The 14417-nt window shown below is 48.6% G+C and carries 13 protein-coding genes and 1 tRNA gene; 6 read left to right on the top strand and 8 right to left on the bottom strand.

The genetic code is table 11. From position 1 onward, the window contains the following. The first annotated feature begins 256 nt into the window (after window positions 1–256). From HZB62_10155 to HZB62_10145, 3 genes are read left to right on the top strand one after another with little or no spacing between them, the layout of a single operon-like run. Window positions 257–1195, top strand: coding sequence for a hypothetical protein (locus HZB62_10155; GenBank protein ID MBI5075508.1), 939 nt, complete (start codon window positions 257–259; stop codon window positions 1193–1195). Further along, entirely contained in the window at window positions 1188–1916 is a 729-nt protein-coding gene (locus HZB62_10150; GenBank protein ID MBI5075507.1) for a cytochrome b/b6 domain-containing protein, read from the top strand. The genes HZB62_10155 and HZB62_10150 overlap by 8 nt, the downstream gene beginning before the upstream one ends. Beyond that, window positions 1913–2671 (top strand): cytochrome c3 family protein, encoded by a 759-nt coding sequence (locus tag HZB62_10145; GenBank protein ID MBI5075506.1) that lies wholly within the window; start codon window positions 1913–1915, stop codon window positions 2669–2671. The genes HZB62_10150 and HZB62_10145 overlap by 4 nt, the downstream gene beginning before the upstream one ends. A gap of 48 nt (window positions 2672–2719) precedes the next feature. Here HZB62_10145 and HZB62_10140 read toward each other — a convergent pair whose 3' ends face one another. From HZB62_10140 to HZB62_10115, 6 genes are all read right to left on the bottom strand, one after another. Then, window positions 2720–3007 carry a hypothetical protein gene (locus HZB62_10140; protein MBI5075505.1) on the bottom strand — a complete coding sequence of 96 codons (288 nt, stop codon included), beginning with the start codon at window positions 3005–3007 and terminating at the stop codon, window positions 2720–2722. Then, a complete protein-coding gene (locus tag HZB62_10135; GenBank protein ID MBI5075504.1) occupies window positions 3004–4356 on the bottom strand; it encodes a sigma-54-dependent Fis family transcriptional regulator in 1353 nt (450 codons plus the stop codon). The genes HZB62_10140 and HZB62_10135 overlap by 4 nt, the downstream gene beginning before the upstream one ends. Window positions 4357–4416: 60 nt before the next feature. Further along, window positions 4417–6483, bottom strand: coding sequence for a PAS domain-containing protein (locus tag HZB62_10130; GenBank protein MBI5075503.1), 2067 nt, complete (start codon window positions 6481–6483; stop codon window positions 4417–4419). Window positions 6484–6669: 186 nt separating this feature from the next. Continuing rightward, the gene (gene ychF, locus HZB62_10125) at window positions 6670–7770 is read right to left on the bottom strand and encodes a redox-regulated ATPase YchF (GenBank protein ID MBI5075502.1); all 1101 of its coding nucleotides are present in this window, start codon (window positions 7768–7770) and stop codon (window positions 6670–6672) included. A gap of 107 nt (window positions 7771–7877) precedes the next feature. Continuing rightward, window positions 7878–7953 (bottom strand) — tRNA-Lys (locus HZB62_10120). A 68-nt stretch (window positions 7954–8021) separates the two neighbouring features. Beyond that, a complete protein-coding gene (locus HZB62_10115) occupies window positions 8022–9965 on the bottom strand; it encodes an aconitate hydratase (GenBank protein ID MBI5075501.1) in 1944 nt (647 codons plus the stop codon). A 123-nt stretch (window positions 9966–10088) separates the two neighbouring features. Between HZB62_10115 and lysA the strand changes: the two genes are divergently transcribed. Genes lysA through HZB62_10100 form a run of 3 tightly spaced genes read left to right on the top strand, consistent with a single transcriptional unit; the run spans window position 10089 to window position 13066 of the window. Next, window positions 10089–11345, top strand: coding sequence for a diaminopimelate decarboxylase (gene lysA, locus HZB62_10110; protein ID MBI5075500.1), 1257 nt, complete (start codon window positions 10089–10091; stop codon window positions 11343–11345). Beyond that, on the top strand, window positions 11342–12172 hold the full coding sequence (locus HZB62_10105; GenBank protein MBI5075499.1) for a diaminopimelate epimerase: 831 nt from the start codon (window positions 11342–11344) through the stop codon (window positions 12170–12172). The genes lysA and HZB62_10105 overlap by 4 nt, the downstream gene beginning before the upstream one ends. A gap of 18 nt (window positions 12173–12190) precedes the next feature. Continuing rightward, window positions 12191–13066, top strand: a complete 876-nt coding sequence (locus HZB62_10100; GenBank protein MBI5075498.1) for a 4-hydroxy-tetrahydrodipicolinate synthase — start codon at window positions 12191–12193, stop codon at window positions 13064–13066. A 90-nt stretch (window positions 13067–13156) separates the two neighbouring features. Here HZB62_10100 and HZB62_10095 read toward each other — a convergent pair whose 3' ends face one another. Next, window positions 13157–13585 carry a hypothetical protein gene (locus HZB62_10095; protein MBI5075497.1) on the bottom strand — a complete coding sequence of 143 codons (429 nt, stop codon included), beginning with the start codon at window positions 13583–13585 and terminating at the stop codon, window positions 13157–13159. 113 nt (window positions 13586–13698) lie between these two features. Further along, complete coding sequence (bioD, locus tag HZB62_10090; protein ID MBI5075496.1) at window positions 13699–14406, bottom strand: dethiobiotin synthase; 708 nt, start codon at window positions 14404–14406, stop codon at window positions 13699–13701. Between the last annotated feature and the right edge of the window lie 11 nt (window positions 14407–14417).

Genomic DNA, 14417 nt, shown 5'->3' with positions numbered 1-14417 from the left:
GGTATGCAGTAGAGGCGGTATCAGCATCAGCAGAAGTAAAGGAGACAGCAGAGGCAGCAGCCAAGAGCAATTAAGACAACAAAAGCAGAAGACAGAGCATACACAGAGAAAGAGGAGACAGATAGTCTCCTCTTTCTCTGTGTATATAAGACAAGCTAAAGCTGTAATTATTATTTTCCTTGCAAAAGACAAGATAATTTGTTTACCATTTGAGTTAATTTTAGAAAAAAATATCTCCACACCTTTAGGAGGACTCATGAGAAGGGTTTATGTAGCGGGTTTCCTGATACTCTTTATGTCATGCCTCGTATCTGCTGTACATGCTGAAACCTTTACCTGTCTTGCCTGTCATAGCGCCATGAAAGGCAAAATCAAAACCAAGACCGGCGCCCTGATCAATGTGAACCTGGACAGTGAAAGATACGCTGCTTCCGTTCACGGCGGATTCGACTGTCTGATGTGCCACAAGCAGTTCTCTTCAAACCCTCATGCAGAGACCATGACTTCCAATGTCCCCCAGAATATCGCTGCGCTTGCAGGTGAAATATCCCTTAAGGCAAAAGTCGATCCTGTGGCTATGGCAGCATGCGTTGAGTGCCACGAAGAGACGTATAAAGCATGGCGTGGCAGTGTACACGGGCAGAATGTTGTTACCGACAAAAAGGCAGACGGACCACTATGCATAGACTGTCACGGTTCTCCTCATTATATAACAAAGAAAGATACCGCAACCTCTGCAGTGTACAGAGGCAACATAGTCAAGACCTGCGGTGAGTGCCATGAGAGAGAGGATCTGGCAACGACCTATAAGTGGGGGACCCATCTTCTCGAGCGCTACCATGAGAGTTTTCACGGGAAGAAATATGCTGTCGGCCATCCCAATGCACCTTCCTGTATAAATTGCCATAATTCACACAATGTCCTTAAGTGGGATGATCCGAAATCGCCGGTTGCCTGGGACAATAGAACCGTAACCTGCGGCAAGTGTCATGCCGGTGCGACAAAGAAATTTGTCGCAGCCATTACCCATAAGAAGATGGGGAAGGATGACCCTATTCCCTACTGGTTCGAGAAAATATTGATCGTCCTGCTGCTTTCAGTATTCGCATTCATTACGGGCCATGTGATCCTTGAAGCCATTTCTGAGATCCGGGACAAAGTACTAAGAAAAAACAAGGAGGAGCACCATGAATAATGAGACTCCAAAAGAATATCTGAGATTTAATGTTGTAGAGAGAATTCAGCATGTGCTTCTTTTCACGACATTTCTGCTGCTCACCTTTACCGGCTGGGTCATAAAATATCCTGAAGTGACCGTTGAACACCAGAGATGGTGGATAAGTATGTGGGGCGGTGCGAAAACCGCAGGTCTGATACATCGTATAGCAGGTATCACCATGCTGCTGGATTTCGCCTGGCATGTTGTCTATCTCGTGTATATGCTTGCCACGGGCAAGATGAAGCTCAGGGCAAACACAACAATCCTTCCGCTGCCCAAGGATGTTATCGATGCGATAAAGAATATTATGTATTTCATCGGCCTGAGCAAAGAAAAACCCAAATTCGGCAGGTTCAGCTATATACATAAATTTGACTACTGGGCTGTTTTCTGGGGAATGGGAATTATCGGTCTGTCAGGCCTGTTTCTCGCATTTCCTGTTCAGGCCTCTTACCTGTTTCCTATGTGGACGATCAACTGGATCTGGGAAGTAATATCCATAATGCACAGCGACGAGGCGCTTCTGGCGATCGTATTTATACTGTTCTGGCATTTCTATAATGAGCACCTGCGTTATGACAAATTCCCCATGAGCATGACATGGATCACGGGGAAGATAACGATAGAGCAGATGAAACATGAACATCCGCTTGAATATGAAATCGAGTTTGGAAAGGAAAAAGGGGCTGATAAATGAGATGGCCGATCGTTGTTCTTATTATGTTCTCACTTGTTCTTGGATGCTCGCCCGGACAGGAAAAAGCTAAGACCGAGAACGAACAGGATAAGGTAATATCAAGGGATGAGGCTGTCGGCAACCTGCCGTGCTTTAAGTGTCATTCCTATAAAACATTTTCTTCTGCTCCCCGGAAAGGGATCTTCTCCCATCAGATACATATCAATACAGGCTTTCACTGCAACCAGTGCCACGATGTTCGGGGTCATGAGCATATGATCATCAACAGAAGTCTCTGCAACGCCTGCCATAATATAAAGGAAATGACATTTAAGAGATCAGGCCTGCCTTCGAAATTCAATCATGAAGCGCATGCGAAGAAGTCCGGCTGCAGAGACTGCCATCCGCAGATCTTTGTTATGAAGACCGGCACCGCAGTCATAACCATGAAGGACATAAATGCAGGCGCATACTGCGGGCAGTGCCATAACGGCAAAAAAGCGTTCTCGTCCTCGGAATGCACAAAATGCCATACCATGCGGGCATTTGACAAAGAACTTACGTATAACGTTGAAGGCCTGGGCAATGTTACTTTCAGCCATAAGTTTCACACGTCCTCATTTGCCTGCAGTGATTGTCATCCAAAGCATTTTGGCATGCAAAAGACAGCGGGTAAGATGACCATGGACAAGATCAATGAGGGAAAGTATTGCGGGGCCTGTCATAACGGCACTATTGCATCACCAGCGACGGACTGCACAAAATGCCATAAGTAGGAAAAAGCTTGGAGTATCAGGCAGAGGGTTAGTTCAACCTCTGCCTTTTTATTTTTCCTTTGCGAGTGACATGATGAGGCGGGCGACCATTATGAAAGAGACCCCGCCGATAAAGGCTCCGAATGCCCCGATGATCCCGAGCACCACAATCACACCAGCAATGACAACGATATGGTTCTGCGGCAGATTTGCATGAAAAAGATTGTTGATATCATTGGCAACAGCCTCACTCCATCCGCCCCCGAGGCTTTTACCGATCACAAGATCCATGCTGAGGGCGATCACAATGCCCAGGATACCCCCCACAACAAGGCCTATGTAGAAGATCTTCTTCACTCCGTATCTATGCCGTGCTTCTTGAATTTTCTGTAGAGAGTGGCGAGATCTATGCCGAGGGCTTTTGCCGTGTTCTCCTTGTTCTGATCATGGATCTCGTATATCTTCAGCAGCAGGTTCTTCTCATAATCTCCCAGGTACGCTTTAAGCGTAGAGGTTTCCTGATGATGCCCCTCTGTCTTTTTCAGTTTGGCAGGAAAATTATCCGATACAAGGTACTCGCCGTCGGCAAGGACGACCGCCCTCTCCAGTACGTTCCTGAGCTCTCTCACATTTCCGGGCCACCGATAATCGATCAGGAGTGCGAGAGCCCCCTTGTCCAGCCCCAGGATCTTCTTCTTATGTTCTGCCGCATATTTGCTGACAAAATGTTTTGACAGCATCTCGATATCGTCTTTTCTCTCCCTGAGCGGCGGTATCTGAATTTCTATAACGTTAAGCCTCCAGTAGAGGTCTTCCCTGAACCTGCCGTCCTTAAGCCTGTTTTCGATATCCACATTGGTTGCAGAGACTATCCTGATATCAGCGATCTTCGGCTTGGTATCCCCAAGCGGAAATACTTCGCCGGTTTCAAGCACCTTCAGAAGTTTTGCCTGAAGATTAGGCGGCATATCACCGATCTCATCCAGAAAGAATGTCCCCTGATGAGCAAGGGTAATAAGGCCGAGCTTGTCCGAGTTCGCTCCGGTGAAAGCCCCCTTTTTATAACCGAACAGCTCAGATTCGAGTAACCCTTCCGGAACGGCGGAACAATTGATCGAAATGAAAGGTTTATCCCGGCGAGGACTGTTGCAATGAATGAGTTCCGCCATCAGTCCTTTTCCCGTGCCGCTTTCGCCGAGCAATAAGATATTGCTCTTTGTGGGGATCACTTTTTCGAGGGTCTCGATAATCTTCATCATGGAGTCTGAGTTTGCCACAAAATCCCTGCATGCCATATGCTGACTAACCTGCTGTTTCAGGGCCGCATTCTCGATCATGATCTTCTTTTGTTCGAGTATCTTTTTCAGCGTCATCTTTACTTCTTCATTAAGGAAGGGCTTGACGATATAATCAATTGCGCCTTTTTTCATCGCATCAATAGCAGATTCTATGGAGGCAAAGGCCGTCATGATTATTACTGCAGTCTCAGGACTGAGCTCCTTCGTCCTTTCAAGAACAGCCATCCCGTCCATCTTTCCCATCTTAAGATCGGAAATAACGACATCGAAGCTGTCATCTTTAAGTTTGATGACAGCATCTTCCCCGCTATTTACCGTAATGACATCGTAATTCTCCCTCTTCAGCAGGAACTCAAGAGCCCTGCAGATATCAGGTTCGTCGTCAACGACAAGTATCTTCGGTTTCATAGATTAGTATGTGTTCGCAGTCCAGACATAAATTGAGCAGATATGATCCGAGTTATCATGTTATCCGGGATTCTTGAAAGGCATGGTGATCGTAAATACGGTCCCTTTGTCCGTCTCGCTCTCGACGCTCAGCGTTCCCCTCATTTTTTTTATTATATCATAACTTACCGCAAGGCCAAGACCGGTCCCTTTTTCCTTGGTGGTATAGAACGGATCAAATATCTTTGTCACATCTTCTTTCGGAATTCCTATTCCCGTGTCCTCGATCTGAATGATAACGTCATCGTTCCTGGTGAAACTCCTGATCGTTATCGTTCCACCGTCAGGCATGGCATCTATGGCATTAAGCGTGAGGTTCACGATAACCTGGGCGAGCTGGTTGCCGTCCATCATTACCTCCGGCAGATCAGGAGAAAGCTCCTTCACGACCGAAACATCTTTTGCCTTTTTGTCATACTGAATAAGATTAAGGGACGCTTCAATAAATTCATTGACATTGCCCGTCTTGTGCTCACCGGCAGGCATCTTCGAAAAGCCTGAAAGTTGTTTCAATATGTCTGAAATTCTTTTTATATGGAAATACATGGTATCAAGGCTCTCCTTCTTGAACGCCTCCTCCTCCATCTCTCTCAGTATCTGTACAAATGAGAATATCGAGGTGAGCGGATTGCCTATCTCGTGGGCAATTCCTGCGGCGAGCCGTCCTATGGAGGCCAATTTTTCTGAATGGATGATCTGATCTTCCATGTTTTTCATTTCGGTCACATCCTGGATAAGCCCGATATGTCCATTTATTTCCCCGTTTTCTCCTTTGACGGGTGCCGTTGTTATCTGATAGAACTTGCCTTTCTGTCCGAACAGATTCGAGAGTATTATCGTCTTGATACTTTCACCAGGATATGTTTTTGACAGAGGGCAGTCCGGGCATACGTCTTCCCATGATCTGCCAATTACGTCCATGCCGGTCATATCTCTTATCATGGCGTTCGACCATTGTATCTTCCAGCTTTGATCAATAAGGACAATACCGCCCCCAATCGCACTTACAATGGTATTCAACTTCTCTTTTTCGCTGGCAAGCTCAGAAGTCCTTATTAATACCTTTTTTTCGAGCTCACCCGCGTATTTTTCGAGTTCTTCCTTTCTGTTTGCCGTCTCTGCCGCCTGTATCCTTTTTCTGTTAAAAACAATCAAAACAGCAGATACAAGGCTTGTTGCGATAAAAATGGATATGATCAGATAGGAATAGAGCTTCATACTGTTCTTGGTAGCGCTGGTCACTTCAGAGTAGGGCGATGATACTGCGATTATCCAGGATATATCACTGATATCGACATCTGAATAAGCGATTATCTTGTCCTCACCCAATGCCGAGATATATCTCCCGATATTGCCGGCTCTGCCTTCAATAATCCTCTTTTCAAGATCAAAGTTCATATGGCACTTAAAACATGTCGTATCAGCCCGATAGAGATTTCTGCCGACCATTCCGGGCTGTGTCGGGTGATAAAGGAGATTCCCGCCCTTATCGATCATCCACGCATATCCCTTGCCATGTGACCTAATTGTAGTAAAAAAACGCTCTCCGATATCGGATATCAAAACTGATAGAAAGACTATCTGGTCGAACTGGTTATTCTTGTAGATAGGTGTCAAGGCGGTAACTCTATCGTGTGTCACCATTATGCCTCCCTCGCCTTCTTTTATGTCTACTACTTTTTTGAGCATATCACCTACTATCGGTTTTATCTGATCTTCATCTACTATCGGCTTTGTTTGATCTTCATTCTGCGTCAGGAAAAGAAGCATGCCTTGTGATGAGACCATACCCATGTTGGCAGTTAGCATCGCTTTATGCTTCAATTCCTCTTTCGCAAGAGACTCGAAATTATCTTTGGTTATTCTCTTCTTCTCTGACAGCTCATGGGCAATCTCGACTACCTCCTCCTTCATGAACGTTATTGATGACTTTATATTTTCAGCGATTGTTTTAGACAGAAGGGCCTGCTGCAGATTAAACTGCTCTGCCATCTCCATCTGAAGAGACTTCTGAAAGAAGATGTTAAGGATAATAAGAACGGATATAACGACGATCAGCCCAGCGATGATAAGAATATTACTCTTCATGATAAACAAGCCTGCCTTCGAAACAAAAAATAGAACTATATACGCAGATTATTATGTCAGCGCGCACCATCATCAATTTTATCATACTGCAGGGGCTATTCCATTGCCGACTGCAAAGATCAGCGGGATCAACCTTTGTTTTGGCAAGCAGATTAGAAAAATAGCCGAAACTCAGGGTATGCCCGGTCAGACGTTGAAAAGGAAATGCATGACGTCGCCGTCATTAACGACATATTCCTTGCCCTCTGTGCGAAGCTTCCCCGCAAGACGCGCACCTGCTTCTCCTTTATTCGCGATAAAGTCGTCAAAGGCAATCACCTCTGCCCGGATAAACCCACGTTCAAAATCATCATGGATAACCGCTGCGGCCTTCGGCGCCTTCCATCCGCGCTCAATGGTCCAGGCACGGACCTCTTTAACGCCTGCGGTGAAATAACTTATCAGGCCGAGTGCATGGTACCCATGATGGATGATCTGATCAAGTCCGCTTTCAGTCTGGCCGAGGGATATGAGAAATTCATTGCGCTCTTCATCACTCATTCCGGCCATCTCTTCCTCGATCTTCGCGCAGATCTTCACTGATTCGGCATTATGTTCCGCTGCAAATGCGTGGACCGCCTTAACGAGATCGTTATCCTCTGCCAGTCCGGCCTCATCAACATTGGCTGCGTATATGACCGGTTTCAGGGTGATAAGCCTCGTTTCCTTCGTAAGGTCGATGAAGGCGTCCGAATCCTTTCCGCTGAAAAGGATGGCCGGTGTCCCTGCATTAAGGTGGTCGAGAAGTTTTCTTGCTGAGTCAAGCATCGGCTGCAGTTTTTTATCGCCTTTGGCCTGTTTCTCAAGACGCATAATTCTGTTCTCAAGGGTCTGGATATCGGCAAGCACAAGTTCCGTGTTAATGACATCGATGTCGCGCAGGGGATTCACGCTGTCGTCAACATGCACGATCGTGTCGTCCTCAAAACATCTGACAACATGCACGATCGCGGAGGTCTCTCGTATGTGGGAAAGGAACTGATTGCCGAGCCCTTCGCCTTTTGAGGCGCCCCTGACGAGTCCGGCGATGTCGGTAAACTCAACGATTGCGCTCTGTATCCGCTGCGGGTTCACTATGGCAGAGAGCTGATCAAGCCGTTTATCCGGAACCGGCACGATTGCCTTGTTCGGTTCTATGGTGCAGAACGGATAATTTGCAGCCATGGCATTCTGATCTTTTGTAAGTGCATTAAAAAGTGTCGACTTGCCGACATTCGGAAGACCGACGATACCGATACTTAAAGCCATGAAATTCTCCTCTTCTATGCTGTTCAACTATGAGAAAACAGATGTCGAACCCGCGTTACCGCCTTGAAAGGGCGATGTCCTAGGCCAGGCTAGACGATGGGGACATCTGGTGAGCCGCGTTGGACTCGAACCAACGACCCACGCCTTAAAAGGGCGTTGCTCTACCAACTGAGCTAGCGGCCCTGGCACTAAAGAAGTAATAAAATACACTGAAATAACCCCTGTTGTCAATTCAGGGGCTCTGTTCAGGGCTATGCCGAGCGCTCTCTGGTATAAGGCAGAAGACCGCCTTTTATAACAACATCCCTCTCCCTATCGTTCAGCGTAGACTTGACCGTGAAGGTATATCCCTTTGTCGCGTTTTCAACTATATAGGTCTGTGATCCGCTGATCGTGCTCAGGATATCCCTGATGTTCAGACGGTCGCCCTTTTCGATCTTCTCATAATCAGCGGTATTTTCGAACTGCAGCGGCAGAATGCCGAAATTGATCAGGTTCGAACGGTGTATCCTTGCAAAGGACTTTGTGATCACTGCCTGAACGCCGAGGAACATCGGCGCAATGGCCGCATGTTCCCTTGATGAGCCCTGACCATAGTTCTCTCCGCCGACAATGATGCCTCCTCCATGCTCTTTTGCTTCCATTGCCCTTGTGCTGAAGGTATTGTCCAGATTGATGAAGACGAATTTTGAGATGGCGGGGATGTTCGATCTGAACGGAAGGACTGCAGAGCCTGCCGGCATGATGTCATCGGTCGTAATATTATCGCCGAGCTTGAGCAGCAGCTCTGCTTCGATCCTGTCGGTCAGCGGTCCCTTGACCGAGACTTCCTTGATGTTCGGGCCTTTGATCACCTTAACATCAGACCCATCGGCCTTGGGCGCAATGAGGAAGTTCCTGTTGATCAGATATTTTGCAGGTTCCTTGAACTTCTTCATGGTGATGCCTGCCTCGCGCGGATCGATGATCTCTCCCTTGAGTGCAAAGACAGCGCAGGAGACCGGGCTTGCGAGATAGACCAACGCATCCTTGGTGCCGCTCCTGCCCTTGAAGTTCCTGTTGTATGAGCGGACAGAGACCTGGCCGCTGCCGGGAGCGCTACCCATGCCGATGCAGGGGCCGCAGGATGATTCAAGCAGTCTCGCTCCCGCAGCGATGATGTCCGTGACAAGGCCTTCTTTTGCGATCATCTCGTACACCTGCTTTGAGCCGGGATTGATCAGGAGATTTACCTCTTCGTTCACCATGTTGCCTTTCAAAATGGCAGCAACAGACTTCATCGCCTGGTATGACGCGTTTGTGCAGCTGCCGATGCAGACCTGGTTCACCCTAGTCCCTGCAAGGCTCTTCACGGTGACGACATTGTCAGGACTGTGCGGCTGTGCGATCATCGGCTCGATCTTGCTCAGATTTATCTTGATAACCTCTGCATAAGAGGCGTCCTCATCTGCAGTCAGCTCAACCCAGTCCGCGCCCCGGCCTATAGCCTCAAGATAGGCTTTTGTCCGTTCATCACTCGGGAAGATAGAGGTTGTTGCGCCGAGCTCTGCCCCCATATTCGTTATGGTGGCCCGCTCCGTAACATTCAGGTCTTTGACGCCGGGGCCGCCGTACTCAAGTATCCTGCCCACTCCGCCTTTTACGGTGAGCCTTCGCAGGATATCGAGAATAACGTCCATGGCGGTCACATGCGGCCGCTTCAGTTTGCCGAGCAGTTGTATATTCAGAACCTTAGGCATGTTCAGTTCAAACGGAGAACCGCCCATGACCGTTGCCGCATCAAGGCCGCCGACACCGATCGCGATCATGCCCATACCGCCGCCGGTAGGCGTATGACTGTCTGTGCCGAGGGCGATCTTGCCGGGCGCAGCGAACTGCTCAAGGTGCACCTGGTGGCAGATGCCGTTCCCGGGCCGGGAAAAATATGCACCGTACTTTGCCGCAGCGGTCTGGAGGAAGAGATGGTCGTCAGGGTTCATGTAGTCCTGCTGGAGCATGTTGTGGTCAACGTACGAAACAGCAAGGGGGACCCTGACCCTGTCCAGTCCCATTGCTTCAAACTGGAGCCATGCCATAGTGCCTGTCGCATCCTGGGTATAGACCTGATCAACCTTCAGCCCGATCGGAGAGCCTTCCTTCAGCTCCCCTGATGCACGATGTGCTTCGAATATCTTTTCGACAATGTTCTTGCCCATGAATACCTCTTTTTTTGACGGGAATTTAGCGTGATGCGTCGAAGACGTATTTTGACTTTGCCTTTTTTATTATGTAAAAATACTAAGAAAAATCAAGCAGAAATATACGTTCGGAGAGAAAACATGCATTTTTTTCAGTACCGCGGCAATGAACTGTATGCAGAGGATGTGGCTGTCAAAGAGCTTGCGGAGAAGTATGGCACACCGCTCTATATATACAGTTACAACACACTGACCAAACATTTCAAAGCGTATGAAGACGCGTATCAGGCATTCCCTCATATTATCTGTTATGCGTTGAAGGCCAATACCAATGGCGCCATATTGAAGCTGCTGGCAAAGCAGGGCTGCGGTGCTGATATTGTTTCAGGCGGAGAGCTTTATCGGGCGCTGAAGGCAGGCATATCGCCGAATAAGATCGTGTATGCCGGAGTAGGGAAGACAGAAACAGAGATCCGTTCTGCGCTTAAGGCAAAGGTCCTGATGTTCAATGTTGAATCAGAGGATGAACTGCGGGAGATCGACCGGGTTGCGGGCCTCATGAGGACCAAGGCGCCTGTTGCTCTCAGGATCAACCCGGATATCGATGCCCGGACGCATCCCTACATATCGACCGGCATGAAGGAGCATAAGTTCGGCATATCCATTGACCATGCTGTTGAGCATTACCGCCTTGCAGCAAAGCTCAGGAATATAGAGGTCGTGGGCGTGCAGAAGCATATCGGTTCCCAGATAACGAAGATAACCCCGTTTGTTGATGCAATGAAGCGCATCCTGCTGCTGCTTGACGAACTTAAGCGGCTGAAGCTGCCGATCCGGTATCTTGATATCGGCGGAGGTCTCGGCATCACCTATCTGTGTGAAAAGCCGCCGATGCCTGATGATATCGCGAAGAGGCTCCTGCCGCTTCTGAAAGGACGGGACATTACGCTTGTAATGGAGCCGGGCAGGTCGATCGTCGGCAATGCAGGTATACTGGTGACCAAGACCCTGTACCTGAAAAAAGGCGACAACAAGACGTTTGTTATTGTCGATGCAGGCATGAATGACCTGATGAGGCCGTCTCTTTATGACGCGTACCATCATATCCTTCCGGTCAGGAAGAGCAGGCGGCCTGAGATCAAGGCAGATGTTGTCGGACCGATCTGCGAGTCAGGTGATTTTCTCGCAAAGGGCAGAAAGATCGGCAAGGTGAACAGGGGGGAATTCCTCGCTGTCATGAGTGCAGGTGCGTACGGCATGTCCATGAGCTCGAACTATAACAGCAGACCGAGGGTTGCAGAGGTGATGGTGAACGGCAAGGCGCATGCGCTTGTTGCAAGGCGCGGCACGTATGAGGACCTTGTTCGGCATGAAGTGATCCCGGGATTCATAAAATGAACTTACCGTTCGTAAAGATGCATGGCATCGGCAATGACTTTATTGTCATCGACTGCCGGGATGCAGCTATTAGCCATCAGCTATCAGCTATCAGCGAATTAAGCAGGCGGCTCTGTGACCGGCGGTTCGGCATTGGTGCTGACCAGATCCTGCTTCTGCATACTTCGGACAGGGCAGATTTTGCGATGCGCATTTTTAACGCTGACGGCAGCGAGGTCGAGATGTGCGGCAATGGCATCCGCTGTTTTGCAAAATATATCTGGGACAGAAACCTGTCGACAAAACCGGTGCTTGATATTGAGACGCCTGCAGGCATTATCAGGCCGGAGAAGGCAGGAGATATGGTCAGGGTGGACATGGGCCTGCCTGAGCTTGAGGCACGGAAGATCCCGGTCGATCTTGACGGTGTGGTCAAAGATCACCCTCTCACCATAGATGGCAGGACATTCAATATAACGTGTGTGTCAATGGGCAATCCCCATGCAGTGATCGTGGTTGATGATCTGGCAGGCTTTGATGTTCATAGATACGGGCCGCAGATCGAGACCCACAAGCTCTTTCCGAAGAAGACCAATGTCGAGTTCATTCAGGTGATTGATCGGCAGACGATCAAAATGCGTGTATGGGAACGCGGCTCTGGCGAGACCCTGGCCTGCGGCACCGGCGCATCAGCAGTTGCGGCTGCAGCCAATATGAAGGGAATTGCTGAGAAAAAGGTTACAATAAAGCTGCTCGGCGGAGACCTGTCCATTGATCTTCATGAGAACGGCCATGTGTACATGACCGGTCCTGCCGAGGAAGTATTTCAGGGAACTATTAATCTGTAGCATAACGAGGAGGGAATTATGTTTAGAGGATCAATTGTGGCGATCGTCACACCATTTCGGAACGGCAAGGTAGATGAAAAGGCCCTTGGCAATCTTATCGAATGGCATATAAAGGAAGGGACCGATGCCATCGTTCCGTGCGGTACAACGGGCGAGTCGGCCACCCTTGACTATAAGGAGCATTTCCGCGTCATCAAGTTCACGGTCGATGTTGTGAACAAGCGCGTTCCGGTCATTGCAGGCACAGGCGCAAATGCTACTGACGAGACGATTATGATCACCAAAGAGGCGAAGAAGTCAGGCGCTGACGGAGCGCTGCTTGTGAGCCCTTACTATAATAAGCCGACGCAGGAAGGCCTATACCGCCATTACAAGGCTGTGGCTGATGCGGTGAAGATCCCGATTGTGCTGTACAATGTCCCGGGCAGGACTGCTGTGAACATGCTGCCTACAACCGTAGCCCGACTGGCCGAGATAAAGAATATTGTTGCGATCAAGGAAGCGACCGGCGACATGAAGCAGGTGAGCGAGGTGATCAGGCTCTGCGGAGACAAGATAGCTGTCATCTCCGGCGATGATTTCACGACCATCCCGCTCATGGCTCTGGGCGGCAAGGGCGTTATCTCGGTCTCTGCCAATGTGGCGCCAAAACTGGTTGCGCAGATGTGCGCGCATTGGGAGCAGGGAAGATACGATGAGGCCAGAAAGATACACTTCCAGCTTGAACCGCTGAATAATGCGATGTTCATAGAGACGAACCCGATACCGGCAAAGACTGCGCTTGCGATGATGGGCAAGATCAAGGAAGAGTTCAGGCTTCCGCTCTGTGAGATGTCCAAGGCTAACCGTGACAAGCTGAAGGGCGTGTTAAAGGGAATGAAGCTGATCAAGTAAGACGAATATATAGTCAACGAAAACAAAGGCCGGAGAGCGATTCAATAAGAGTCGCCCTCCGGTTTCATTTGTCGATTCGATTGTTATCACTTACCATGTTTGCGGTTTCTCTAATGAAGGGTTAAAATCCTTAGATGCCAGTGTGTCAATTAGGCTGTCATCACTTACCAAGCACATGCCCTCATGTTCAATAGTGCACGCAATCCAATTCTTTTTGTCAGCGGGATATAATGCCAAGCTGTCACAGTTTACTTGAATGTCTCTTGAGGCTTCTCGAATATTGGTTAACAAGTCAGCGGTTAGTTTAGTTCTTCTCGTTTTGTTTGGCTTGAATCCATTTCCATAGGTGGTCACTTGTTCCCCCTCAATTAAATCTTTCGGGGCTAATCCGAGATTACAGATACTTCTACGTTTTGATTCTGGAGAAAACCATATAATCAGATCAAACTCTCCTTTAGCAAGGAAAGAACCCAATAAGTCTAATTGCCGATCAAATTGTTTCTCTTCAAGATAGATCATAATTATTCAATATTACAGAGTGCAATAAGCGCCAATCGATGGCTCCAACGGGCTAAAAATACTGGAAGGACGCCGCATTTCTCATCTGCATTTTTGAAGCTCAGCATATTCGCCTATAGGATATACTTCTTTAGCACCTCAAGGTCGAGGTTTCGCATGGCGGTCTTTTCGAGCACATCCTCACCCATGCCCTTCAGATACGGGAATGTGCCGATGACCGGCACCGGGCAGACCTCTTCCAGTATCTTTGGATTTGTTTTTTCTGCAAGGCTGTTTTCCGGCGGCCTGCTGTAATTGATGATCAGCCCGGCCACCTCAAGCCCTGCCTCAATCGCATAGTTCACGGTAAGCATGGTGTGGTTGATTGTGCCTAATCCCGGCTTGGCTACGATCAGCAGTGGAAGCGAAAACTCCTTGGCAAGGTCAAGGATGAAGTAGTCTTTTCTGATAGGCACCATGAGGCCGCCAACGCCTTCGACAACGATCGCTTCATATGACTTGTAGAGCTTGTAATATGACTTTTTGATCTCGTCAATGCTGATCTTCCGAGTTTCTATTTCTGCGGCTGCAAGGGGGGAGAGCGGACTTTCAAAACAGAAGGGTGTTACCTGTTTGATCGGTTCATCCATATGCGCTGCCTGTTTGAGGAACGTGCCGTCATAGGGGATAAGCATGTTGCCCTCTTTCCCGCATCCGCACTCAATAGGCTTCATGGCGCAGGCCTTAACCCCAAAGGACTGCATGACCTTTATCACGGCGCCGGCAATGACTGTTTTCCCAACGCCTGTGTCAGTGCCGGTTATAAAGAAGCCCTTGAACATTGTTCCTCCTG

It is taken from the genome of Nitrospirota bacterium (assembly GCA_016214855.1).
GTDB lineage: Bacteria > Nitrospirota > Thermodesulfovibrionia > Thermodesulfovibrionales > UBA6898 > UBA6898.
This window is presented reverse-complemented; position numbering and strand designations above follow the sequence as displayed.

Bases quoted from the DNA above. Each gene is read 5' to 3' on its own strand.
- HZB62_10135 (MBI5075504.1), bottom strand. From the start codon at position 4,356: ATGAAACCGAAGATACTTGTCGTTGACGACGAACCTGATATCTGCAGG.
- bioD (MBI5075496.1), bottom strand. From the start codon at position 14,406: ATGTTCAAGGGCTTCTTTATAACCGGCACTGACACAGGCGTTGGGAAA.
- HZB62_10115 (MBI5075501.1), bottom strand. From the start codon at position 9,965: ATGGGCAAGAACATTGTCGAAAAGATATTCGAAGCACATCGTGCATCA.
- HZB62_10095 (MBI5075497.1), bottom strand. From the start codon at position 13,585: ATGATCTATCTTGAAGAGAAACAATTTGATCGGCAATTAGACTTATTG.
- HZB62_10145 (MBI5075506.1), top strand. From the start codon at position 1,913: ATGAGATGGCCGATCGTTGTTCTTATTATGTTCTCACTTGTTCTTGGA.
- HZB62_10100 (MBI5075498.1), top strand. From the start codon at position 12,191: ATGTTTAGAGGATCAATTGTGGCGATCGTCACACCATTTCGGAACGGC.
- ychF (MBI5075502.1), bottom strand. From the start codon at position 7,770: ATGGCTTTAAGTATCGGTATCGTCGGTCTTCCGAATGTCGGCAAGTCG.
- HZB62_10155 (MBI5075508.1), top strand. From the start codon at position 257: ATGAGAAGGGTTTATGTAGCGGGTTTCCTGATACTCTTTATGTCATGC.
- HZB62_10105 (MBI5075499.1), top strand. From the start codon at position 11,342: ATGAACTTACCGTTCGTAAAGATGCATGGCATCGGCAATGACTTTATT.
- HZB62_10150 (MBI5075507.1), top strand. From the start codon at position 1,188: ATGAATAATGAGACTCCAAAAGAATATCTGAGATTTAATGTTGTAGAG.
- HZB62_10130 (MBI5075503.1), bottom strand. From the start codon at position 6,483: ATGAAGAGTAATATTCTTATCATCGCTGGGCTGATCGTCGTTATATCC.
- lysA (MBI5075500.1), top strand. From the start codon at position 10,089: ATGCATTTTTTTCAGTACCGCGGCAATGAACTGTATGCAGAGGATGTG.